General features: G+C 52.4%; 21 protein-coding genes. 18 read left to right on the forward strand and 3 right to left on the reverse strand.

Annotation, left to right across the window (positions count from 1 at the left end):
* The 7 genes from INT19_RS00340 to INT19_RS00370 form a co-directional block, all read left to right on the forward strand.
* On the forward strand, positions 1-455 hold a 455-nt coding region (locus tag INT19_RS00340), incomplete at its 5' end, for a DNA polymerase III subunit gamma/tau C-terminal domain-containing protein (RefSeq protein ID WP_319022168.1).
* A 54-nt stretch (positions 456-509) separates the two neighbouring features.
* On the forward strand, positions 510-836 hold the full coding sequence (locus tag INT19_RS00345) for a YbaB/EbfC family nucleoid-associated protein (RefSeq protein WP_038482905.1): 327 nt from the start codon (positions 510-512) through the stop codon (positions 834-836).
* A gap of 2 nt (positions 837-838) precedes the next feature.
* Positions 839-1,444 (forward strand): recombination mediator RecR, encoded by a 606-nt coding sequence (gene recR, locus INT19_RS00350; protein ID WP_125746835.1) that lies wholly within the window; start codon positions 839-841, stop codon positions 1,442-1,444.
* A 52-nt stretch (positions 1,445-1,496) separates the two neighbouring features.
* The gene (gene rnd / locus INT19_RS00355; protein ID WP_193059275.1) at positions 1,497-2,627 is read left to right on the forward strand and encodes a ribonuclease D; all 1,131 of its coding nucleotides are present in this window, start codon (positions 1,497-1,499) and stop codon (positions 2,625-2,627) included.
* On the forward strand, positions 2,627-2,920 hold the full coding sequence (locus INT19_RS00360) for a YcgL domain-containing protein (RefSeq protein ID WP_038482913.1): 294 nt from the start codon (positions 2,627-2,629) through the stop codon (positions 2,918-2,920). The genes rnd and INT19_RS00360 overlap by 1 nt, the downstream gene beginning before the upstream one ends.
* Before the next feature lie 47 nt (positions 2,921-2,967).
* A complete protein-coding gene (locus tag INT19_RS00365) occupies positions 2,968-3,603 on the forward strand; it encodes an acyl carrier protein phosphodiesterase (RefSeq protein WP_226912760.1) in 636 nt (211 codons plus the stop codon).
* On the forward strand, positions 3,584-4,042 hold the full coding sequence (locus INT19_RS00370; RefSeq protein ID WP_038482916.1) for a YcgN family cysteine cluster protein: 459 nt from the start codon (positions 3,584-3,586) through the stop codon (positions 4,040-4,042). Before INT19_RS00365 ends, INT19_RS00370 begins: the two co-directional genes overlap by 20 nt.
* A 56-nt stretch (positions 4,043-4,098) precedes the next feature.
* On the opposite strand, the gene INT19_RS00375 is transcribed toward INT19_RS00370, so the two are convergent.
* On the reverse strand, positions 4,099-4,266 hold the full coding sequence (locus tag INT19_RS00375) for a hypothetical protein (RefSeq protein ID WP_193059276.1): 168 nt from the start codon (positions 4,264-4,266) through the stop codon (positions 4,099-4,101).
* A gap of 172 nt (positions 4,267-4,438) precedes the next feature.
* Complete coding sequence (locus tag INT19_RS00380; protein WP_193059277.1) at positions 4,439-6,544, reverse strand: S9 family peptidase; 2,106 nt, start codon at positions 6,542-6,544, stop codon at positions 4,439-4,441.
* A 62-nt stretch (positions 6,545-6,606) separates the two neighbouring features.
* Here INT19_RS00380 and INT19_RS00385 point away from each other — a divergent pair, with 62 nt between their 5' ends.
* From INT19_RS00385 to INT19_RS00420, 8 genes are all read left to right on the forward strand, one after another.
* Positions 6,607-7,032 carry a hypothetical protein gene (locus tag INT19_RS00385; RefSeq protein ID WP_193059278.1) on the forward strand — a complete coding sequence of 142 codons (426 nt, stop codon included), beginning with the start codon at positions 6,607-6,609 and terminating at the stop codon, positions 7,030-7,032.
* Between the two features lie 33 nt (positions 7,033-7,065).
* Entirely contained in the window at positions 7,066-7,851 is a 786-nt protein-coding gene (locus INT19_RS00390) for a class II glutamine amidotransferase (RefSeq protein WP_193059279.1), read from the forward strand.
* A 185-nt stretch (positions 7,852-8,036) separates the two neighbouring features.
* Positions 8,037-9,707 (forward strand): AMP-binding protein, encoded by a 1,671-nt coding sequence (locus tag INT19_RS00395; RefSeq protein WP_193059280.1) that lies wholly within the window; start codon positions 8,037-8,039, stop codon positions 9,705-9,707.
* Between the two features lie 100 nt (positions 9,708-9,807).
* Entirely contained in the window at positions 9,808-13,821 is a 4,014-nt protein-coding gene (hrpA, locus tag INT19_RS00400; protein ID WP_193059281.1) for an ATP-dependent RNA helicase HrpA, read from the forward strand.
* A gap of 108 nt (positions 13,822-13,929) precedes the next feature.
* Positions 13,930-15,051: a beta-ketoacyl-ACP synthase III gene (locus tag INT19_RS00405; protein WP_089037894.1), complete on the forward strand. Its 1,122-nt coding sequence runs from the start codon at positions 13,930-13,932 to the stop codon at positions 15,049-15,051.
* 76 nt (positions 15,052-15,127) lie between these two features.
* Positions 15,128-15,928: an MlaA family lipoprotein gene (locus INT19_RS00410; RefSeq protein WP_193059282.1), complete on the forward strand. Its 801-nt coding sequence runs from the start codon at positions 15,128-15,130 to the stop codon at positions 15,926-15,928.
* A gap of 8 nt (positions 15,929-15,936) precedes the next feature.
* Positions 15,937-17,130: a PP2C family protein-serine/threonine phosphatase gene (locus tag INT19_RS00415; protein ID WP_089037896.1), complete on the forward strand. Its 1,194-nt coding sequence runs from the start codon at positions 15,937-15,939 to the stop codon at positions 17,128-17,130.
* Complete coding sequence (locus INT19_RS00420) at positions 17,120-17,635, forward strand: STAS domain-containing protein (protein WP_089037897.1); 516 nt, start codon at positions 17,120-17,122, stop codon at positions 17,633-17,635. Before INT19_RS00415 ends, INT19_RS00420 begins: the two co-directional genes overlap by 11 nt.
* A 138-nt stretch (positions 17,636-17,773) precedes the next feature.
* On the opposite strand, the gene tal is transcribed toward INT19_RS00420, so the two are convergent.
* Positions 17,774-18,712, reverse strand: a complete 939-nt coding sequence (tal, locus tag INT19_RS00425; RefSeq protein ID WP_193059283.1) for a transaldolase — start codon at positions 18,710-18,712, stop codon at positions 17,774-17,776.
* A gap of 162 nt (positions 18,713-18,874) precedes the next feature.
* Here tal and INT19_RS00430 point away from each other — a divergent pair, with 162 nt between their 5' ends.
* From INT19_RS00430 to INT19_RS00440, 3 genes are all read left to right on the forward strand, one after another.
* On the forward strand, positions 18,875-20,068 hold the full coding sequence (locus INT19_RS00430) for a Bcr/CflA family multidrug efflux MFS transporter (RefSeq protein WP_193059284.1): 1,194 nt from the start codon (positions 18,875-18,877) through the stop codon (positions 20,066-20,068).
* Between the two features lie 25 nt (positions 20,069-20,093).
* Positions 20,094-20,825, forward strand: a complete 732-nt coding sequence (locus tag INT19_RS00435; RefSeq protein WP_193059285.1) for a TSUP family transporter — start codon at positions 20,094-20,096, stop codon at positions 20,823-20,825.
* Positions 20,826-20,955: 130 nt separating this feature from the next.
* Positions 20,956-21,969, forward strand: coding sequence for a substrate-binding domain-containing protein (locus INT19_RS00440; protein ID WP_089037901.1), 1,014 nt, complete (start codon positions 20,956-20,958; stop codon positions 21,967-21,969).
* Positions 21,970-22,004 lie beyond the last annotated feature (35 nt).

Here is a 22,004-nt window from a genome sequence, read left to right on the forward strand (position 1 = left end):
CTTCCAGTGAGGTGCCAGCCAGTGCTGCCAACAGCCAGGTCGCTGCTGACGAACGTCTAGACCATGCTGGCTGGCTGGCATGCTTCAGTGCCCTTGGGTTAGGCGGGCTTACCCGTAATTTGGCAGCGCACTGTCAGCTTGAAAGCGATGATGGCCACACGGTGGTGCTGCGGCTTGATCCTGGGCAATCCGCTATGCAGGCCGATGTTCACAATGGCCGTATTGAGCGCGCGCTAAGTAGTTATGGGCTGCCTCGGCGCATCGAGTTTACGGTGGCTGACTTAGCACCTGATCTTGAAACGCCCCGCCAGCAGGAAGAGCGTCAGCAGAAAGAGCGCCACGCGTTGGCTGTTGATCTATTACACCGCGACCCCAATATACAGAAGCTACAGCAGGCATTTGGGGCTACTCTCATTGAGTCAACCGTTAAACCCGCGTCTGACAAGCGTTCTTAGCCGCTGACGATTGACTCGCGATGCTTATTTTATATTCCTTCAGGAGATAACCGCATGTTTAAAGGTGGAATGGGCAACATAATGAAGCAAGCCCAAGAGATGCAGGAAAAGATGCAGCAGATTCAAGAAGAAGCTGCTAAAGCGGAAGTCCATGGCGAAGCGGGCGCCGGTATGGTGAAAATCACCATGAACGGCCGCCACGATGTTACCAATGTCACTATTGATCCCAGCGTTCTTGAAGAAGACAAAGAGCTGCTGGAAGATTTGCTCGCCGCTGCCGTGAATGATGCTGTTCGAAAAGTGGAAGCAAACTCCAAAGCGAAAATGGAAGAAGCGACGGCAGGCTTGAACTTGCCGCCCGGCTTTAAGATGCCGTTCTAAACATGCGCTTCTCCCCGCTTGTTGAGCAACTGATGGACGCTTTTCGCGTGTTGCCGGGCGTTGGGCCAAAAACGGCCCAACGCATGGCCATGCACCTGTTAGAACGCGAGCGCCCAGGAGGGCAGCGGTTGGCAGCGGTGATTCAGCAGGCCATTGAAGAGGTCGGTTATTGTCAGCGCTGCCGTACGTTGACCGAAGCGGATATCTGCGCGCTGTGCGAAAGTCCCCGGCGTGATGATGCGCTGCTGTGTGTGGTTGAGTCGCCTGCTGATCAGCTTGCTATTGAAGAGGCGGGTGGCTTTCAAGGGCGTTATTTTGTATTGCATGGTCACCTTTCTCCGCTGGACGGCATTGGCCCAGATGCCATTGGATTGGATCTATTGGAAAGCCGCGTCGCAGAAGGCAATATTCGCGAAATCGTGCTTGCCACCAATCCCACTGTAGAAGGCGAAGCGACAGCGCACTTCATTGCCGCCCAGCTTGCTCACTACGGTGTCTCTTTTTCGCGACTCGCCTATGGTGTGCCCATGGGAGGGGAGCTTGAGTATGTAGACGGTGGTACGCTAAGCCGCGCCTTTAATGGTCGCCAGCCTTTCGCCAGCGATTGACCTTATAAAAAACGCAAGCGCTTTTGCGATTGTGCCAACCCGGAAGTTTGCTTTGTCCTCTTTAGCCCCCTCGTTGTATCAATGGATTGATAGTGCCGACGCCTTAGATGCTGTATGCGAGCAAGTCGCCGGTGCCAGTGTGATTGCCCTAGATACTGAATTTTTCCGTGAAAACACGTTTTTTCCGGTGCCAGCGCTTGTTCAGTTCACCACCGGTGACATGGCGTATTTAGTGGACCCGTTGAGCACGCCTTGCACCGCTGCTTTTCGTGATTTGTTGCAAAATAGTGCCATCAAATTACTGCATGCCTGCAGCGAAGACCTCGAGGTTTTCCAACACTGGGCCGGCGTATTGCCAGCACCGCTTATAGATACGCAAGTCGCTCAGGCTTTTTTGGGGGAAACTCCCGGCATGGGCTATCAAAAATTGGTAGAGCACTGGATGGGGGAAACGCTGCCTAAAGAGGAAACGCGTTCCAACTGGTTAGAGCGCCCCTTAACGCCCTCCCAGTGCGAATATGCGGCGTTAGATGTTATCTATTTGCTGAAGGTCTGGAGGCTTCAAGCGGAGAAGCTTGAACAACTGGGGCGGCGCGAGTGGCTTGACGATGAGTGTGCCAGTCTTATCGAGCAGGCAGGTCGCAGCGTAGAGAGCGATGGCCAATGGTATACGCGCCAGCGGCAGTTGTGGCGCCTTGATCCTCGACAGCTTGAAGCCTACCGCTTAATGACCATTTGGCGGGAAGGCGAAACCCGCCGTCGGGATTTGCCGCGCAATTGGTTGGTTAGCGATAAGCTGCTGTTCGCGGTGGCTGAAAAAATACCTAAAAATCGTTATGAGCTAGCAGAAATTGAAGGGGTTAAGCCGCCCCTGGTTAAAAAAGAAGGCGATACGCTGCTGTCGCTGGTGAAACAGGCTCAGCATTGCCCCGAAAGTGATTTGCTGGCGCGCTGGCCAGACCCGATGCATCCTGTGTTTAAGCGGCGCTTTAAAGCACTTAAAAAAGTAGTGACTGAGAAGGCTGCTGAGCTGCAAATAGCGCCCGAGATGTTGCTGCGGCGGCGAGATATTGAGGCGCTTGTGATGCAGCAGCTTGCTAATCAGCCATTAACCACTCCTGGCGGCTGGCGTGATGCCTATTTAACTCAAGAAATTCATCAAGCGCTTGAGGAGTTATCGTAATGAGCGAGAAATTGCTTTGTGAGATTTTAAAAAGCTCACGCAAAGACGAGATGTATCTCTACATAGACAAACAGAAAGGGTTGTCATCCGTGCCCGACGCATTGATGGATACCTTCGGTAAGCCAGTGCCGGTGCTGACAATGATACTGACTGCCGATAAAAAGCTGGCTCGAGTGAACGCTGCTGATGTGATGGATGCAATCCAAGAGCAAGGCTTTTACCTGCAAATGCCGCCTGCGAAAGAAGCCTATTTGCTGGATGTTCATCGCGCTCAGGCGGCTAACCGCGAATGAGCGTTATGAGCTTCTTGCCATGAACGTTCTGCCATGAGCGTTTTGCCATGAACTTTCTTGCCCATGCTTGGCTTGCCCATCCTGGCAGTGATGAGTTTCTGTACGGAAATCTGATTGCTGACGGCGTGAAGGGGCAAGACTTAACGGCTTGGTCGCCAGATGTTGCTCGCGGCATACGTCATCATCGCCGCGTGGATGCCTGGATTGATCGGCACCCAAACGTTTTAGAAGCAAAGCGTCGCGCGCCACACGCTCAGCGGCGTTACGCCGGTATCGCGTTAGATATCGTGTGGGATCATTTTCTTGCTCGTCAGCAGGCGGGAGAGCAGCAGCACCAGTTAATCGAGCGCTGCTATCAGCTGTTACAGGCTTGGCCTGCGCCGCAACGGTTGTCTACCATGATGCCGTTGATGATTAAGCATGACTGGCTGCACCGTTACGCTGATTTTGACTTTACCTGCCGTGCAGTAGCAGGCATTGGTCAGCGGCTATCGGGGCCGAACCGCTTAGCCGAGTTAGTGCCTTGGCTTTACGAAGACTATCCATGCCTAGCGGCCGACTTCGCCGTGTTATGGCAAGAGTGTCGTGCCACGCTAACCAGCAGTGGTGGTACTGCGGAGAGTGGGAGTTATTCAGACATGTTGAAAGTAAAGGGAGTCAATGATGGTGGCGGCCATGCGTGAGCGCTTCTGGGAAAGATACTCGCTAGAAGAATTAACGCCCCAAGAGTGGGAGGCGCTATGCGATGGCTGCGGCCAGTGTTGCTTGTTGAAGCTCCACGACGATGAAACGCAAGAATTGGCGGTGCTTAACGTTGCCTGTCGGTTGCTGGACATTCACAGTTGCCAGTGCAGTGACTATGAAAATCGTTTCGATAGCGTACCCGACTGTACCCAACTGACGCCTGAGCTCGTCAAAGAGTTTACCTGGCTGCCGCACACATGTGGCTATCGGCGTGTTGCTGAAGGACGCAAGCTAGCAGGATGGCATCCGCTGCTGAGTAACGATGCTGAGCGCGTTCACCGGAAGGGCGTAAGCGTAAGAAGTTTTGCGGTTTCTCAAGATGACGTGCCCGAGCGCCTTTTGGAAGAGCATATTATCGCTGTATTGCCGATGTCCTAAACCTAACAGTCGCCCTCCCTGGCATGCTCACTAACCGCTGGCTAACGGTAATAACGTTAGCTGGCGGTTTTGCTTTTTGTGCTATCCCAAATGGTTAAAAACGCTTCTTTAAACGGTGAGGGCTGTGGCTTCGCTGTGGTTTCTCGCGTCGCCGCTTGATCGGTTGGCTCTGTTGTCTTTGGCGGGGTATCCCAAATTGTTGGAAACTGTTCCTGATAGCGCATGGTGTGCTCCTGACTTTGTGAACTAGACGTTTGTCTATAAAACTTATAGGTAGTATGACGTAAAAAACACTTTGTGGAAATGTTTTCCATAAAGTGTTTGTTCACAAAAAAGCAGCGCCTGGGCGCTGCCTGAATGTTATTTTCGAGCTGTCGGCTGTTTCTTGATAAGCAACTATTGCGCTTGCTTTGCCGCGTCCATAGGGGCTAGCCCGAGCGCCCACAGGATAAATGCGTCTTGGCGAGCCGCATCTCGCCAAGCTTTGAACCTGCCGGAGGCGCCGCCGTGGCCGCTGGTCATGTCGGTGTGAAGCAGTACAGGGGCATTGCCTTGCTGTGCCTCGGTAACGCGGGCATAAAACTTGGCAGGCTCCCAGTAACTAACGCGAGTATCAAACCAGTTGCCCTCTATCCATAGTGATGGGTAGTGCTGGGCGCGTATGTTGTCGATAGGTGAGTAGCCAGCGATACGCTCGGCGACTTCTGGGGCTTCAGGATTGCCCCACTCACTATATTCGGCGGTGGTAAGCGGTAACTCTGGGTTCTGCATGGTGCGGAGCACATCCAGAAACGGCACCTCCAATACTGCTGCGCAAAATGCCTCAGGTTTACGATTGACGCAGGTGCCGACTAGCAAACCGCCTGCGCTTGCCCCGCAAGCCACGATCCGTTCTGGCTGGCTAAGCCCCTGGTTTACTAGCGCCTCTCGGGCAGCTAAGAAGTCGTTAAAGCTATTCTCTTTATGAGCCATTTTGCCATTTAGATACCATGGTTCGCCTCGCTCACCGCCGCCGCGTACGTGGGCGACTGCAAATGCTGCGCCACGCTCCAGTAGTTCGAGCCGAGCAATTGAGAACCAGGGGTCAAGCGCTTCACCATAGGCGCCGTAACCATACAGCAGCGTGGGCAGTGGTTGGCCGGCTAAGTCAGCGCGCATGACAATGGATACTGGCACGCGTTCGCCGTCAGCGCTAGTTGCCCATATGCGCTGGCTGACTAGTTGATCAGGCCGCAGTTGACCGTAAACGGGGACTTGCTTTAGCAACGTACGTTCACCGCTATCCAGGTTTAGCGCATACCAACTGGGAGGGCGAGTGAACGACTCTTCGCGTAGGTGTACGGTATTTGCATCGAAGTGCGGCGAATCTTCTAGTAGCTGCGAGCAGGGCGTTTCAGGTAGTTCGATATGCTTATCTAGTGTGAGGTTGTGATCTTTATCTAGCACTAAGCGGCGTAACATAACCTGGGCATCGCGATGGCTTCGCTCGGCGATGATTAGCCCCCATTCAAACGCATCGATCCCTTCTAGGGTAGTGTCTTCACGGTGAGCTATCAGCGACTTCCACTCGGGAGCAGGGTTGCTTTGTTGATCAGCGCGTGTGAAGTCGAGCTGAAAATGCGGGCCTGCGAGATTTTGTAAGCGATAAAACGTACCAGGGCGATGATCAATGCTCACTTCAACCCCTGCCTGGCGGGCATGTAGGCACATCGGGGGAGCATGGGGCTGATCTGCCAGCACGGCATGAATTTCTGTTGTATCTTTCGAACCGCTTTCAATCAAAAGCCATGCTTTCGAGCGCGTTTTGCCAATCCCAATCCAGAACTCCGGATCGTTCTCACGCATTACTAAGGTTGGTTCAGCAAGGCGCTCTGGCGTTGAAAACGGTATCCACACACGCCAGATGGAGTCCGGGCGCTGAGTGTCATCAAAGCGTGTAAATAGCAGCGTTGCGCCGTTGGTTGTCTCATCCTCTGCCCAGCATACGCTAGGGCCAATATCGCTAAGTAGTTGCTGAGGTTTACCGTCGGGTAGCGCCTTTAACCATAGAGTAAAGCGCTCGTCGCCTTGGGTATCTTCCGTCCAGGCAAGCCACTGCTCATTCGGGGAAAGTGCCATGTCACCCATGTCATAAAAAGGCTGATCGGCGGCACGTTCGCGTACGTCAAGAAAGCACTCGTGAGCATCGGGCTGGTTGTTAGGGTGGCGCCACCAGCAAGGGTAATCATCCTCGGCGGCGGTATTGCTCCAGAACGTAAAGTGGTCAAGCGCTGTCTTAAGGCTGGTTATTGCCAATTCACGACGCGCTAAGTGGCTTTGATAAAGTGTTTCAGCAAGCGGCCGTAAAGGAGCAAACCATTCATCATGCTGATGGTTCGCGGCTTCTAAAAAAAGCGATACGTCAGGCGCATCACGCTCTTCTAACCAGTGCCATTCTGGAGAATTAGCGCGATAATAATGTGTGACAGGCGAGCCTTCGTGCTTATCAGGCTGTGCTTTCATAAATTGATAGGTACCATAACGGGAAATCAACGTCGGGTGTCTCCACCCACATGAGGGGTATTATGCTGTTTGAAGACTCAATGTCACTGCTGTGGTCAAGTTATTACGTTCTTTCACTGGTTGTGCTGGTTGCTGTCTACTTTGCGCTAGCATTCTTGCCTCGCCTACCGCGTTTGGTAATTACCTGGTGTGTGGCGGGAGCGATGTGGATACCTGCAGGGTATCAGTTACCGTTAGTAGAAGAGGGTGAGTTTTATACTGGTTGGGCACCGGCTGCCATGGTGTCTGCGGTTGCTTTTCTTGAGCATAGCGCCAGTGCACTACGTGGTGGTTTGCTGTGGTTGATTTTAGGCATTGCCTTAGGCGCATGTGTTGGCATTGCCCTGTGGTGGTGGCGTAGGCCAGAACCTTATGATGATGTGTCTCAGCATCAGTCCCAGGAAGAAGATCCTCAGCCAACCCGGCGCCGGGAGCCAGTGATTACCTAATGCGAGTACAAGGCGCGATGATGGAGCTAGCCGATGTGTGAATTACTAGGCATGAGCGCCAATGTTCCTACCGATATTTGTTTCAGCTTTTCCGGCTTTTTACACCGCGGTGGGGGCACTGGGCCTCACCGCGATGGGTGGGGCATCGCATTTTACGAGGAGGGGGGGTACCGCGAGTTTCGTGATCCTCACCCCTCGGTTAATTCCCCGATAGCCCGCTTAATCTGTGAATATCCTATCAAGTCCAATGTAGTGATTAGCCACATTCGCCAAGCGAATGTGGGTGGCGTACGGCTGGCAAATACGCACCCATTTACCCGTGAAATGTGGGGGCGACCCTGGTGCTACGCCCATAATGGTCAGTTGAGTGATTGGCAGCAGTTGCCGTTAGGTACGTACACCCCGGTAGGTAACACAGACAGTGAACACGCTTTCTGCTGGCTAATGGGCGAACTGCGTCGTTGCTTTCCCACGCCGCCTGCGTCTCCTGAATCATTGTGGGAGCGTTTGCACGGGCTATGTGAAGAGTTGCGCGGACTAGGCGTTTTTAACCTACTGTTATCTGATGGCGTTTACTTATACAGCTACTGCTCGACTAAATTGGCTCATATTACTCGCCGCGCGCCCTTTGGCGAGGGGGAGCTGTCCGATGCAGAGTTAACGGTTAACTTTGTCGAGCATACGACGCCTAACGATATTGTCTCTGTGATTGCTACAGAGCCACTTACCCAAAATGAAGCGTGGCAGCGAATGGTTCCTGGTGAATTATTGGTATGGCGCGAGGGAGAGATCAAAGCGCGTTACGGTCATAGCAAATAGGGTGGCGACACAGCGTGAGCGACAGCAACAGGGCCGTGCTTTAAGCTAAAGTTGAAACGTCAGTTTCAATCGATCGTTTTACAGCGTGCTGCCTGTCGTATATGGTTGGCTCTTTTAGGCTTGCTACTTAGTCACGCACAATAACAAGGTCGGTCAAATATCGACACGGATAGCGGAGATTGCCCATGAGCGAACACGCCAATGCCCACGTACTACGTGGCCCAGTGCTTGAAGGCTTGGATCAGTACAACTCAGTCACGGATGTCTTTCATTCAGCGGTTAAACGTTTTGCCAACAAGCCGGCATTTAGCTGCATGGGAAAAACCCTAACGTTTGCCGATCTTGATCGTCTGTCTGCCAATTTTGCAGCTTGGTTGCAGCATGAAACCGACTTGGTTCCTGGGGATCGAATCGCCATTCAGTTGCCTAACGTGCTGCAGTTTCCCGTGGCGGTGTTTGGTGCACTAAGAGCGGGGCTCGTGGTCGTTAATACCAACCCGCTTTACACCGAGCGGGAGATGGCGCACCAGTTCAAAGACTCAAATGCCAAAGCCATTGTGATTTTGGCCAATATGGCGGATAAGCTTGAGAAAGTGCTGGATAAAACGGATATCCAACACGTCTTGGTTACCCAGCTTGCCGATATGCACGATGTGCCGAAGCGTTGGCTAATTAACGCCGTTGTTAAGCACGTTAAAAAGATGGTGCCTGCCTACTCGCTACCCAATGCTGTTGGCTTCCGCGATGCACTGAAAAAAGGCGCATCGTTACATCATACTGAGGTGCAACGCACCATGGATGATGTGGCTGCACTGCAATACACCGGTGGCACCACCGGTATGCCTAAAGGCGCGATGCTGACCCACCAGAACCTAGTTGCCAATATGCTTCAGGCGCGTGCTGCTATCGGTGAACACTTGACCGATGGCGAAGAGCTGGTAATTGCGCCATTGCCGGTTTATCACATCTATACGTTTACCGTTAACTGTTTATTCCTGATGGAAACAGGCAACCACTCGCTATTGATTACTAATCCTCGTGACTTAGCTAGCTTTGTCAAAGAGCTTAAAGGCTTGCCGTTTACCGGGTTTATTGGTCTGAACACGCTGTTTAATGCACTGTGTAACCGAGATGACTTTAAGCAGCTCGATTTTTCAAAGCTAAAGCTGACCATTTCCGGCGGTATGGCACTGACTAAAGCGGCGGCTCAGCGTTGGGAAGAGACAACGGGGTGCCCGATTGCAGAGGGCTACGGGCTAACGGAAACATCGCCGATTGTTAGCTTTAACCCTACAAACGCTATACAGCTGGGCACCATTGGTAAGCCAGTGGCTGGTACCGCTGTGAAAGTGATAGATGCAGACGGCAATGATGTTCCCATGGGTGAGCCTGGTGAACTTTGCGTGCAAGGGCCTCAGGTGATGAAAGGTTACTGGCAGCGCGAAGATGAAACCCGCAATTCTATTGATGAAAACGGCTGGTTCCACACGGGCGATATTGCCGTGTTGCAAGATGATGGCTACATCAAGATCGTTGATCGTAAAAAAGATATGATTTTAGTATCTGGCTTTAATGTCTACCCAAATGAAATAGAAGATGTCGTGGCGGCGCATCCAGATGTGTTGGAGTCTGCAGCAGTGGGGGTGCCCGATGAAGGTGCTGGAGAAGCCATCAAGCTATTCGTTGTTTCCAAAAACAGTGAGTTAGACGCTGAGACGCTGCGCAAGTGGTGCAAAAAAGAGCTAACCGGCTACAAAGTTCCGAAGTACGTAGAGTTCCGTGATGAGCTTCCCAAAACCAACGTTGGCAAGGTATTGCGTCGACAGCTCCGCGACCAGGAAACAGGCAACGCTTAAGCGCTTAATGAGTTCGCTATTAGGTGGCTGTTAGGCGTCCTGTTATCGAAGGCGTTACAATAGTCGGCCCACTCATGCAGTGGGCCGATTTTATTCTGAGATGGAAACCGAGCCTAACGTGACCACCGACACGCAAACTTCCCATGCTGACGCCCAGAACGCTTATCCACTCACCGTATTAGATGAGGAGATAAGGCACGTTATGCTGCGTGATGCACAGCAGCTAGCGCGTCGTGTGGCAGGCCTTAAGCGGCGTCAACGAGACAGAAAACCGATTGACCACGGTGTCCAGCAAGTTCAGCGCGACTTGGAAAAAGCTAAGCGCCTGCTTGCTAACCGTGAAGCACTGAAGGTAGCGTTGGATTATCCTGCCGAGTTGCCTGTAGTAGAACGACGAGAGGATATCCTAAACGCTATCCGCGACCATCAGGTAGTGGTCGTGGCGGGGGAGACAGGGTCGGGTAAAACCACTCAGCTGCCTAAAATTTGTTTAGAGCTTGGCCGTGGGCGTAAAGGGGTGATTGGGCATACCCAGCCACGCCGACTGGCAGCGCGTAGCGTTGCTGGGCGATTAGCGGAAGAGATGAGCGTGCCGCTGGGTGAGCAGGTGGGCTACCAAGTACGCTTCAATGATCAAAGCTCCCCAAATACGCTCGTAAAGCTGATGACGGACGGTATCCTGCTGGCAGAAACCCAGCACGATCCTTTGCTGCTGCGTTACGACACGCTGATTATTGATGAGGCGCACGAGCGCAGCCTTAACATCGACTTTTTGCTGGGTTATTTAAAGAGCCTGCTGCCGAAACGTCCTGATCTAAAAGTTATTATTACTTCAGCCACCATTGATGTAGATCGTTTTGCTGCCCATTTCGGCAGTGCCAACGCGCCTGCGCCGGTGGTTGAAGTCTCTGGCCGCACTTTTCCCGTCGATGTGCATTACCGCCCGCTGGCGCGTAGCGAAGAGGATGAGGATGACCGGACACTGCAAGAAGGCATTTTGCACGCCGTGCGCGAAATCGAAACCATCGAGCGTGAGAAGGGCTGGCTGCATGGTCCACGCGATGTGCTGGTGTTTTTACCCGGGGAGCGGGAGATTCGTGAGACAGCCGATACGCTGCGACGGGCTGACTTAACCGGCACCGAAATATTGCCGCTCTATGCTCGGCTTTCCAACGAAGAGCAAAATCGTGTCTTCGCTTCCCACAAAGGGCGGAGAATTGTGCTGGCGACTAACGTTGCTGAAACCTCGCTCACGGTACCGGGTATTCGCTACGTTATTGACCCTGGCTTAGTGCGTATCAGCCGCTACAGCTATCGGGCGAAAATACAGCGGCTACCGATTGAGCCGATTAGCCAGGCCAGCGCCAATCAGCGTAAAGGCCGCTGTGGCCGTGTAGCGGAAGGGGTGTGTATTCGTCTTTATGATGAAGAAGACTTCCTGTCGCGGCCAGCGTTTACCGACCCAGAAATCCAGCGCACCAATTTAGCGTCAGTCATCCTTTCCATGCTGGCGCTGAAACTTGGCAGTATAGAAGCCTTTCCCTTTGTCGACCCGCCCGATAGCCGATTCGTAAAAGATGGCTTTCGTTTGCTGTTTGAGCTGGGGGCGGTAGACGACCAGCAGCGCCTGACCCCGCTGGGCCGCAAGCTCGCTAAGCTACCCATCGACCCACGCCTAGCGCGCATGGTGCTGGCAGGTGCCGAACGAGGCAGCCTTCGGGATGTGTTGATTGTGGTATCGGCTCTGGCGATACAAGACCCTAGAGATCGGCCTGCTGACAAACGCCAAGCGGCGGATCAAGCGCACCAGCGCTGGCATGATCCCGATTCTGATTTCGTTGCGTTGTTAAACTTATGGCATGGCATCGAAAATGCCCGCGAGGCTCTCTCAGGCAACCAACTACGTCGCTGGTGTCGCGAGCACTATATTAACTATCTGCGCATGCGCGAATGGCATGACACGTTCCGTCAATTGCGTCAGCTGCTGCGCGATATGGACATCGACGTGCCCGCACCGTTGCCCAGAGATGAAGACGAAAGCGAAGAGCAAGCCAAGCAAGCGCGTCGTAAAACGTCAGGAAAACTGCACCAAGCGCTGTTATCTGGGCTGCTTTCTAACCTGGGAACACTGCTGGAAAACCGTGAATACCTGGGCGCGCGTAATCGTAAGTTTATGATTCACCCCGGCTCAGGGCTGGCGAAAAAAACGCCGAAGTGGGTAATGGCGTTTGAGTTGATTGAAACCACGAAATTGTTCGCCCGTACAGTGGCGAAAATTGACCCTCAGTGGATTGAGCCTCAAGCGCAGCACTTGATAAAAAGCAGCTATAGCGAGCCGCACTGGGAAATGAAACGTGCCCAGGTAGTTGCGTTCGAGCAAGTAACCCTGTTTGGTCTGCCTATCGTTGCCCGTCGCCGCGTGCATTATGGCCCTATTGCTCCCCAAGAGTCCCGTGAGCTGTTTATTCGTCGTGCGCTAGTGGAAGGCGAATTTCAGACTAAGGGTGAGTTTTTTGCCCATAACCGAGCGTTGATTGAAGAAGTCGAGGCACTCGAAGATCGTGCACGTCGGCGCGATATTCTGGTCGATGAAGAGACGTTGTTTGCTTTTTATGATGAACGGCTCCCTCACGATATCGTTAATGGCAAAGGATTTGAGCACTGGCGCAAGCAGGTAGAGCGTGAGTCTCCTGACTTATTAAAATTCGATATTGAGGCACTTAAAACACGGGATGCCAACGACGTGACTCAGGCGCAGTACCCTGACCACCTAACGTTGGCAGGGGTTGCCTACCCGGTTAGCTATCACTTTGATCCTGATGCAGAAGACGATGGCGTTACGCTAACCGTGCCTGCCGCTATGTTGCCTCAGTTGCCCGTGCACGCGCTTGAGTGGTTAGTGCCGGGGTTGCTGCGCGAAAAGTGTATTGCGCTACTTAAATCACTGCCGAAAAGCATTCGTCGTCAAGTGGTCCCCATTCCTGACTGGGTCGATGCCGCGCTGGAAATGCTCGTGCCTGATAACCGCCCACTGACCGAGGCGCTTGGCGAGTTTATTCGGCGGCGAACGGGTACTCGGGTACACCCAGATGACTGGCGGCTTGACCTGCTAGCACCACATTTAATCATGAACGTGCGCGTTGTTGATCACGCTGGTAAAACGCTGGGCCAGGGGCGTGACGTACGTGCCCTGGAAAGGCGCTTTGAAGAAGCCGCCAGCAGGGGAGCTCAGGCGTTAGCGGAGCAGGCTAATCAGGCTCCGGCGCTTGAAGGTCTACCTAGTGAGCCGCTTCCCGAGTCTCGGGTGACGACTCAGGCGGGTATTCGTGTTGAGGCCTACCCGGCACTGGTAGCAGAAGATGCACGCTTCAAAGTGGCACTTTTCGATCATCCCGCCAAGGCAGCGGCAGCGCATCAAATGGGTGTGGCGCGTTTGGCGATCTCACAACAGCCGGATCAGGTGAAAGCGATTAAGCGTTTGCCGGGGGTGGAAAAATGCGCGTTGCTGTTTGCGAAGGTTGGGAGCAAAAATGAGCTGGTTGATGATCTTTTACTGGCGGTGTTTACTCAAGTAGTGGCTGCGCATCCTCTGCCACGTTCGGAGCAAGCCCTTAAGCAGCGCTTGCAAACGTCTGAAGAAAGCTTGTTAGCGCATGCACAAACACTGTTAACGCATGTTGAGGCGGCGCTGAAAGGGCACTTGGCAGTGACCAAAATTTTAAAAGGGAAGCTCAATTTTGCGTTGGCGCTTGTTTACAGTGATGTCAGCGCGCAGATGAAGCGATTGGTTTACCCCGGTTTCATTCGCGATGCAGGAGAGTGGTTAACGGAGTATCCTCGTTATACAGAGGCTGCGTTAATCCGGCTGGAAAAAGCCGCGCGCGAGCGAGGGCGCGACCAAATGCTAATGCACGATGTCCAAGCATTGGAAACGCGTTTTGACGCGCGCCGTAAAAGTGAGCGCAGAGGCGACGCGGAAGACCCAGAGTTAGTGGCATTTGGTTGGTGGATTCAGGAGCTCCGGGTGTCTCTGTTTGCCCAGCAGCTGGGTACTAAAATGCCCGTTTCTGTGAAGCGCCTAGAAAAGCGTTGGGAAGAGCTTGTTAGCGTTTAACGCTTGTCGTAATACGATAATAGGCTTACGTCGTTAAGCCAATGCACCCAGATGACAACATCGATTGACAGCCAGCGACTCTCAGTAAGCCGCTAAAAGGAGAAAGGCATGACACATGTGGTGATTACCGGTACAGGACTTTACACGCCGGAACACGCCATTGATAACGCGTCGTTGGTGAAAGCATTTAACGCGTGGGTAGACAGCCAAAATGCTCGGCATGCTGATGCGATCTCACGTGGTGAACGAGAGCCGTTGTCACACTCCAGTAGCGAGTTTATTGAAAAGGCATCTGGCATTAAAAGTCGTTATGTGTTGGATGCCTCAGGAATTCTTGATCCAGCGCGAATGCGGCCTAAACTGCCACAGCGCAGCAATGATGAACCGTCTATTCAGTGCGATATGGCTACCCAGGCGGCACAACAAGCATTGGCAGCCGCTAACGTTGATGCCGCTGACATCGAGCTTGTCATCGTGGCGTGTTCGAACCTAGAACGTGCCTATCCAGCTGTGGCTGTCGAAGTTCAGCGGGCGTTAGGCACCGGCGGTTACGGTTTCGATATGAATGTAGCCTGCAGTTCAGCCACATTTGCGCTTGAAACAGCGGCCAATGCGATTGCATCTGGTAGCGTAAAGCGGGCTCTGATTGTAAACCCAGAGATCTGTTCGGCACATCTCAACTTTACAGATCGCGATAGCCACTTTATTTTTGGCGATGCTTGTACCGCAATGGTGCTTGAAAGCAGTGATTGCGCTGTGTCTGATGAGCAGTACGAAATATTAGGTACGCGTCTAGTGACGAAGTTCTCTAATGCGATTCGTAATAATGCAGGCTTCCTAAATCGCGTCACCGACAGTGACCCACTGGCGCTGGATAAGTTATTTGTACAAGAAGGGCGGCGGGTGTTCCGAGAAGTGTGCCCCATGGTTGCTCAACTGATTTCGAGCCATTTAGCCTCTCTAGAGCTTTCTGGAAGCGACTTGAAGCGCATGTGGCTGCATCAGGCTAATCAGCATATGAATGACCTGATTGCGCGAAAAGTGCTAGGTGTGGAGCCTAGTAAAACGCAAGCGCCCATTATTCTTGATCGCTATGCTAATACCAGCTCAGCGGGATCGATTATTGCCTTTCACCTGCATCGTGAACAGTTAGAAAGTGGTGATATTGGTGTGATTTGTTCGTTTGGCGCAGGTTACAGCGCCGGTAGTGTTGTTATACGTCGTCAATAACAGTGCTTTTGGTTAATTGTTTTCAGGCGTGAAATGCGCCGAGCCGCACGCCACACATGTTGAGAAAGGAGCTACCATGCTTGGGTTGTTAGCAAAGCCAAAAAGCGCGTTTAGTTGGTGCTACAAGGGATTGCCTGTCTTGCTGCTAGCCGTATTAAGCATGAGTGGGTGTGCTAGTTCAGGGGGGAATGTTGGCGAGCAAGTCCACCCTGAAGATCCTTGGGAAGGGTTTAACCGTCGCGTGTTTGCTTTTAATGACGTGCTAGACCGTTACACGTTAAAGCCAATCGCTAAAGGGTACCAGACGGTTACCCCCGATCCCGTGCAAACTGGGGTAGGTAACTTTTTCGCTAACCTTAGCGACGTGCGTACCGCGTTAAATAGTTTACTCCAAGGTAAGCCCGCTAATGCAGGGCTTGCTACTTCGCGCTTTTTAATCAACTCGACGGTGGGTATCGGCGGGCTGTTGGATTACGCTACGTTGATGGAAATCAATGCTGATAAGGAAGATTTCGGACAAACGCTGGCGGTGTGGGGGTGGGATGACTCGCGCTATTTAGTGCTACCGCTGCTCGGTCCTAGAACACTTAGGGATACCACTGGGCTACCTTTTGATATTGCAGCTCATCCGCTTACTTATCTGGATGACCATGCGCTAAGGGATGGTTTAGCGGCACTGGATATTATTCATATTCGCGCAGGGCTACTTGATCAAGAAGACTTGATTAGTGGCGACCGTTACCGCTTTGTTCGTGATGCCTTCTTACAACGCCGTCAGTTTGAGATTAATGATGGTGAGCTTGGGGATGACCCGTTTGCTATGGACGATTTTGAATTCGACGATACCGATTTTGGTGACGACGATTTCGCCGATTGAGGCTTAATATGGATCATTCCAAGCAGTTGATCGCGGTGATCGATGAGCCAGGGCAAGAGCGTGACGCGCTAGCAGAAGCGATTACGTGCGATGGCTTGTGGGTATTTGCAGCAGATAATATTGATAATTTGCCTGCCGACACAGCGCTTATCGTTGCTCATGCAAGGGCAGTGCCGCGCCAGCAGTGGTCGCAGCTGACACATCGTTTGCCTACCTTGGTCGTCAGTGATTCTCGTCAGGACGCGGACCTGATTAAGGCAGTCGATGTTGGTTTAGTTGACTATATTGTTCATCCACTACGCCACGCAGAACTGTTGCGCCGGATGATTCGCAAAGCCATTGAGCTTCATACATTGGCTCAGGAGCGAGACCGAGACCGAGAGCGTCTGGCCGAATTAAACGAAAGCCTGGAAACGCATTTAGCCTTGCTGCGTATGGATCAACAGAGCGGTGGTCATATTCAGCGCCGTTTATTGCCTATTCATCCCAAAATCATCAATGGTGTGTACTACGATTACTGGTTTGCACCTTCGCTGTATTTGTCGGGAGACTTCCTTGACTATCAGCGCTATAACGATCGCTATAGCGCGTTCTATTTTGCCGATGTGTCTGGGCATGGGGCGTCCTCTGCGTTTGTTACCGTACTGCTCAAGTATCTATGCAATCGATGGCTTAATGAGTGGGATGGCCAATCGCCAGAACAGTTGGCGCCTAACTGGTTGGCGGCATTAAACAGAGAGTTGCAGGATACGGATATTGGCAAACACGCGACCTTGTTTGTTGGTGTCATTGACCATCAGGAGCGGACGCTTCACTATTCGCTCGGTGCACAGCTTCCTATGCCATTGCTAGTGTCTGGTGGTAAGCTAGTACGTCTGGCAGGGGAGGGAATGCCAGTAGGTCTTTTTCCAGATGTAGAGTATCCTTCGCTCAGCTGTGCTTTACCGGCCGATTTTCATTTATGGCTGTGTTCAGACGGTGTATTGGAATGCTTGCCGGGTAAGACACTCGACACGCGGCTCAAGGAACTTGAGCAATTAGTAAGTGAAAGTGTCACGCTTGAGCAGTTGCGCGACCGGCTAGCCAACACCAACTCTCTTCTTATAGAAGGTGATGCGGACAGTGAGGCGAACCAGGACCGCGATGCTTTACCCGATGACCTGACAATCATGATGGTGAGCGGATTTGGTCATGCTGATTGAAGAAGGCCGCATTAAAGCGGCGTTCGACTCCGGTGTTTTTGTTTTAAAATTATGCGGCGACGTGCGCTTGACGTTGTGCGCTACGCTTGATTCTCAGGCTCAGCGCCTAGCTGAAACGCCTGGGCTAACGGCGGTAATGATCGACCTGCGCGAAGCGACGAATGTTGATTCGACGGCGCTGGGTTTTCTGGCCAAAGTTGCTATGGCGGTAAAAGGGCGCTTAGAGCACCCACCCACCATCATTGCTGATAATCCAGATGTGCGGAAAATGCTCGATGTAATGGGTTTTGCACGTTTTTTTACGCTGATGGAAGCCCCATTGCAGCAAGCGTCGAAACTAACATCGGCCCTAGAAGACTTGCCTGCTGAACCCGCTGACGAAGAGGGGCTGCGTGAACGTATTTTAGAGGCCCATCGAATTCTGATGCATATGAACGAGCACAACCGCGAACAGTTTCAACCGCTTGTGGAAATGCTCGAAGCGCAAAATTCGACGGCCCACTAGCAGCGCACTTCATCTGTATGTAGGTTTCAAGAGCATACTAAATAAGAAGGCCCTCCTGAGATAAACATCCTGGAGGGCCTTTTGACTTTTGCTGCCGCCTATAGCTGTGTTAGCGATGCAGCGGAGTCAGCAATCGAATTAGCTGCTGCGAAGCTTACTAAGCAATTCTTCGAGTTTGCGCTGGTCAGCCATAAACTTGCGAATACCTTCTGCCAGTTTGTCCGTCGCCATTTCATCTTCGTTCATTGCCCAGCGGAAATCTGCCTGCGCTAACGCTTCACTCGGTGCGCTGCTAGCTGCTTTGGGAATGAGTTGTTGCGGCAACTCTCCTTGAAGTTCGTCTAGTTCGTTGAGTAGTGCAGGGGATATCGTCAAGCGATCACAGCCAGCGAGCGCCTGAATTTCACCCACGTTTCTGAAACTTGCGCCCATGACGATGGTGGAGTAGCCATGGCCTTTGTAGTAGTCATAAATGCGCTTAACAGACTGCACGCCTGGGTCGTTGGCACCGCTAAAATCTGTGTCAGGGGCTTTGGCTTTATGCCAATCGAGAATACGGCCTACGAACGGTGAAATAAGCGTTGCACCAGCATCTGCACAGGCCTGTGCCTGGGCAAAGCCAAATAGTAGGGTTAAGTTAGTGCGAATGCCGTCACGTTCAAGTTGGCGAGCGGCTTGGATGCCTTCCCATGTCGATGCCATCTTGATCAAAATACGCTCTGGACCCACGCCTTGCTGGGCGTATCGCTCAATCAGCGAGTGTGCTTTGGCAATAGTGGCATCACGATCAAACGATAGTCGGGCACTGACTTCAGTCGACACGTAGCCGGGTACCAGCTCGCTGATTTCGCTGCCGATATCAACGGCTACTCGATCTACTGCGTCTTCCAGGTTGGTGCTTTCTTTAGCAATGCTGGCGAGTCGTGCACGGCGCTCTTCCTGCTGGGCCGCTTGCAAAATGAGCGAGGGGTTGGTCGTGGCATCTTGTGGCTTAAAGCGGCGGATAGCGTCAAGGTCGCCGGTGTCAGCGACAACCGTGGTCATCTCTTTTAATTGAGTTAGTAGGCTAGTGGCCATGCATCGTTCCTTGTCGTCGTTGAGATAGTTGTCGTTGGGGTACTTTAGCAAGGGCATTGCGTGGCGAACAGAGACCGACAAATGAATTGAAATCGATTATTATTAGCGGCCTATCTATTCAGCGGCATTCTCTGCTGAATAATGCCAACTTCAAGGATGTTTATGGAACTTAATCCTCGTCGGGTGGCGCTGTTGGTGGCGGCCAACACAGCGCTTGCGCCGTTTGCGATTGATGCTTACTTACCAGCCATTGGGGTACTGGCAGAAAACATCAATGCGAGTATTCATCATACTGAACTCTCAATCAGTATGTTTTTATTTGGCTTCGCAATCGGCCAGCTGTGCTTTGGGCCACTGTCGGACAGGGTGGGGCGTAAGCCTGTTTTGCTCAGTGGCTTAGTGGTGTTTATGCTCGCAAGCCTAATGATCACCACCGTTGATAGCTTGCCCTCTTTACTGGTATGGCGATTCATTCAAGCATTAGGTGGCGGCGCTTGCGTGGTTAACTCTGCGGCGATTGTGCGCGACTGTTTTAGCGGTCGTGAAGCCGCCAAAGTCATGTCGACGATGGCCATGATCATGATGCTGGCGCCGTTGGTGGCACCTGCCGTGGGTAGCCTCTTGCTGCACATTGCGGGATGGTGGCTGATATTTGTGTTTTTAGCCGCTTATGCAGGGTTTTTGCTTTGGCTGCTAGGTACTCGTTTACCCGAAACACGAGATACTAACTTGCCAGCGGCTTCGCCACGTCAAGTCGTACGTAACTATATCAGTGTGCTGCGTCATAAAGAGGGGATGGGCTACATTTGCGCTGTCGCAGCTTCATTCGCTGGGCTGTTTGCTTTTGTAACCGCCTCTCCATTTTTATACTTAGACTACTTCTCACTATCGCCTAGCGTTTACCCAATGGTATTTGGCGTCAATGTTGTGGTGATTGCGCTGTCTAATCGCGTCAATATTCATTTGCTGCGTAAGCGTTCGCCACAACAGAACTTACGACTAGGGTTAACGATTCAGTTAATTGCAGCACTGGGGTTGGTTATCGCGACAGCGCTTAATTTTGCGTCGCTGTATGTGGTGGTGCCTCTAGTCATGCTGTTTACCGGCATGATTGGTTTGATCACACCTAATGCGATTTCTGCGTTATTGGACCATTTTGGGCATATCAGTGCCACGGCGACTGCACTACTAGGTGGCATCCAGTTTAGTTGTGGAGCAATTGCTGGGGTGCTGGTGGGCTTGTTCCAAGTAGAGCACCTATGGCCGATGGTGCTTACTATGCTGGGGGCTGCGTTGCTGGGTAATATCGGCGTCCGAAAGCTGACAAGAAAGCCCGCCTACGGAGATTCGTACTGATGCTTTGTGCGGATGATTGATTTAAATGAATAACTCGTTGCCATGGATAGATATGCCACTTGGCGTGTGGCTAGCCTGTTCAGCCGTATTAATGCTAGGTGCTTTCGTACAGCGTGCGACAGGTTTCGGTTTGGCAGTGGTAGGGGCGCCACTACTGTTGATGCTAGAACCACGTTTGGTGCCGGTAGTACTCGTGTTGTTTGGGTTCACTGTTTCATTGCTGATGGTGCGCCACTACTGGCAAGAAATACGCCTGGACGCGATAGGCATTGCCTTGATTGGCCGTTTGCCAGGGAATGCGCTGGGCATTTGGTTATTGTTAACTGCTCCGTTGGTGGTGCTCGAAAAACTGATCGCCGCTATCGTGTTGTTTGCTGTGATAGTAACGCTGTTTCGTTTTCATCCCCCCGTCAACCGTGTGACGCTGTTCCTGGCAGGTGTGCTGTCAGGCGTTTTTGGCACGGTGGCCGCCATCGGTGGCCCTCCAATCGTCCTGCTAATGCATGGCTTCCCACCCGATCGCCTGCGCGGCAATTTGGCCGCTTTCTTTATTCTGACATCTCTTCTAACGCTTATGACGCTAGCGCTCGCGGACCAAGTGTCCGCTTGGCATTTTAAATTGGCGTTGACGTTTCTACCTGCCGTGCTAATCGGGAATGCGCTGGCAGATGTGATTGCCCACCGGTTGGATAGACGGTTGCTGCAGGGAGTCTCGCTAGGGCTATGTACGTTAGCCGCATTGGGCTTATTAATGTAGCACTTGTGCAATGCAGCACTCTTAACTGAAAAATCATGCCGATGCCTTAGAGTGTCATAAAGTTGTCATCGAAACGGTGCAAAGTACGTCTTGCGAAGGCCAGAACCCTACATCGACAGGAGTATTTCGCATGAACCGTATTCTAAAAACCACCGTTATCGCGGCTGCAGTAATGAGCGTTGCCGGTGTTGCCCAGGCACGTGACCAGATCCGCATCGTAGGTTCCAGTACCGTTTATCCGTTTGCCAGCTATGTTACTGAAGAGTTCGGTGCCACTACTGGTAACCCTACTCCTGTTATTGAATCAACAGGTTCGGGCGGCGGTTTGCGCCTGTTCTGTAATGGTATTGGCGAAGGTACGCCAGACATCACCAACGCTTCTCGTCGCATGAAGGCTTCCGAGTTTGAGCGTTGTGAAGAGAACGGCGTTACCGACATCACCGAAGCTAAAATCGGTTCTGACGGCATCGTATTGGGCCAATCAGGCGAAAATGATGACGTTGCTTTAACCCGTGAACAGATTTTCATGGCGGTAGCTGCCATGGTGCCTGTTGATGGCGAATTGGTTGAAAACCCCTACACCAACTGGAGCGAGATCGACGCTTCGCTGCCAGACCGCGAAATCTCCATTTATGGACCGCCCACGACTTCTGGTACCCGCGATGCATTTGAAGAGCTGGTAATGGAATCTGCGTCTGAGGGCATGGATGTTTACGGCGATGAAGCCTACACCGAAATTCGCTCTGACGGTGTTTACATCGATGCCGGTGAAAACGACAACCTGATCGTTCAGCGCCTTTCAGAAGACACCGGTGCCTTTGGTATCTTCGGCTACTCTTTCCTTGAAGAGAATGCTGACACTATCAGCGCCGCCAGCATTGATGGCGTAGTGCCTGAGGCCGACGCTATCAGTTCAGGTGAGTACCCGGTAGCACGCTCACTGTGGTTCTACGTGAAGAACCAGCATGCTGAAGAAGTATCGCCGATGTACGACTACGTCGATATGTTTATGAGCGAGATGATGATTGGCAGCGATGGCTATCTGCGCGATATCGGCTTGATCGTTCTGCCAGAAGCTGAGCGTGAAGAGTGGCGCCAAAGTGTCGCTGACCGCACGACAATGACAGCAGACGTTCTTAAGTAAGTTGGTAGGTCAAGTGTAAAGGTGGCCGGCAGCGC

Origin of the sequence: Halomonas sp. 3A7M (assembly GCF_014897875.1) — a bacterium.
In the GTDB taxonomy this organism is placed as follows: Bacteria; Pseudomonadota; Gammaproteobacteria; order Pseudomonadales; family Halomonadaceae; genus Vreelandella.

Excerpts from the sequence above, each read along its gene's own strand:
- INT19_RS00380 (WP_193059277.1), bottom strand. The coding sequence starts at position 6,544 with ATGAAAGCACAGCCTGATAAGCACGAAGGCTCGCCTGTCACACATTAT.
- INT19_RS00415 (WP_089037896.1), top strand. The coding sequence starts at position 15,937 with ATGGATCATTCCAAGCAGTTGATCGCGGTGATCGATGAGCCAGGGCAA.
- INT19_RS00420 (WP_089037897.1), top strand. The coding sequence starts at position 17,120 with ATGCTGATTGAAGAAGGCCGCATTAAAGCGGCGTTCGACTCCGGTGTT.
- hrpA (WP_193059281.1), top strand. The coding sequence starts at position 9,808 with ATGGAAACCGAGCCTAACGTGACCACCGACACGCAAACTTCCCATGCT.
- INT19_RS00390 (WP_193059279.1), top strand. The coding sequence starts at position 7,066 with ATGTGTGAATTACTAGGCATGAGCGCCAATGTTCCTACCGATATTTGT.
- INT19_RS00345 (WP_038482905.1), top strand. The coding sequence starts at position 510 with ATGTTTAAAGGTGGAATGGGCAACATAATGAAGCAAGCCCAAGAGATG.
- INT19_RS00435 (WP_193059285.1), top strand. The coding sequence starts at position 20,094 with ATGAATAACTCGTTGCCATGGATAGATATGCCACTTGGCGTGTGGCTA.
- INT19_RS00430 (WP_193059284.1), top strand. The coding sequence starts at position 18,875 with ATGGAACTTAATCCTCGTCGGGTGGCGCTGTTGGTGGCGGCCAACACA.
- INT19_RS00405 (WP_089037894.1), top strand. The coding sequence starts at position 13,930 with ATGACACATGTGGTGATTACCGGTACAGGACTTTACACGCCGGAACAC.
- INT19_RS00360 (WP_038482913.1), top strand. The coding sequence starts at position 2,627 with ATGAGCGAGAAATTGCTTTGTGAGATTTTAAAAAGCTCACGCAAAGAC.
- INT19_RS00375 (WP_193059276.1), bottom strand. The coding sequence starts at position 4,266 with ATGCGCTATCAGGAACAGTTTCCAACAATTTGGGATACCCCGCCAAAG.
- INT19_RS00385 (WP_193059278.1), top strand. The coding sequence starts at position 6,607 with ATGCTGTTTGAAGACTCAATGTCACTGCTGTGGTCAAGTTATTACGTT.
- INT19_RS00410 (WP_193059282.1), top strand. The coding sequence starts at position 15,128 with ATGCTTGGGTTGTTAGCAAAGCCAAAAAGCGCGTTTAGTTGGTGCTAC.
- INT19_RS00440 (WP_089037901.1), top strand. The coding sequence starts at position 20,956 with ATGAACCGTATTCTAAAAACCACCGTTATCGCGGCTGCAGTAATGAGC.
- INT19_RS00370 (WP_038482916.1), top strand. The coding sequence starts at position 3,584 with ATGGTGGCGGCCATGCGTGAGCGCTTCTGGGAAAGATACTCGCTAGAA.
- INT19_RS00395 (WP_193059280.1), top strand. The coding sequence starts at position 8,037 with ATGAGCGAACACGCCAATGCCCACGTACTACGTGGCCCAGTGCTTGAA.
- INT19_RS00365 (WP_226912760.1), top strand. The coding sequence starts at position 2,968 with ATGAACTTTCTTGCCCATGCTTGGCTTGCCCATCCTGGCAGTGATGAG.
- recR (WP_125746835.1), top strand. The coding sequence starts at position 839 with ATGCGCTTCTCCCCGCTTGTTGAGCAACTGATGGACGCTTTTCGCGTG.
- tal (WP_193059283.1), bottom strand. The coding sequence starts at position 18,712 with ATGGCCACTAGCCTACTAACTCAATTAAAAGAGATGACCACGGTTGTC.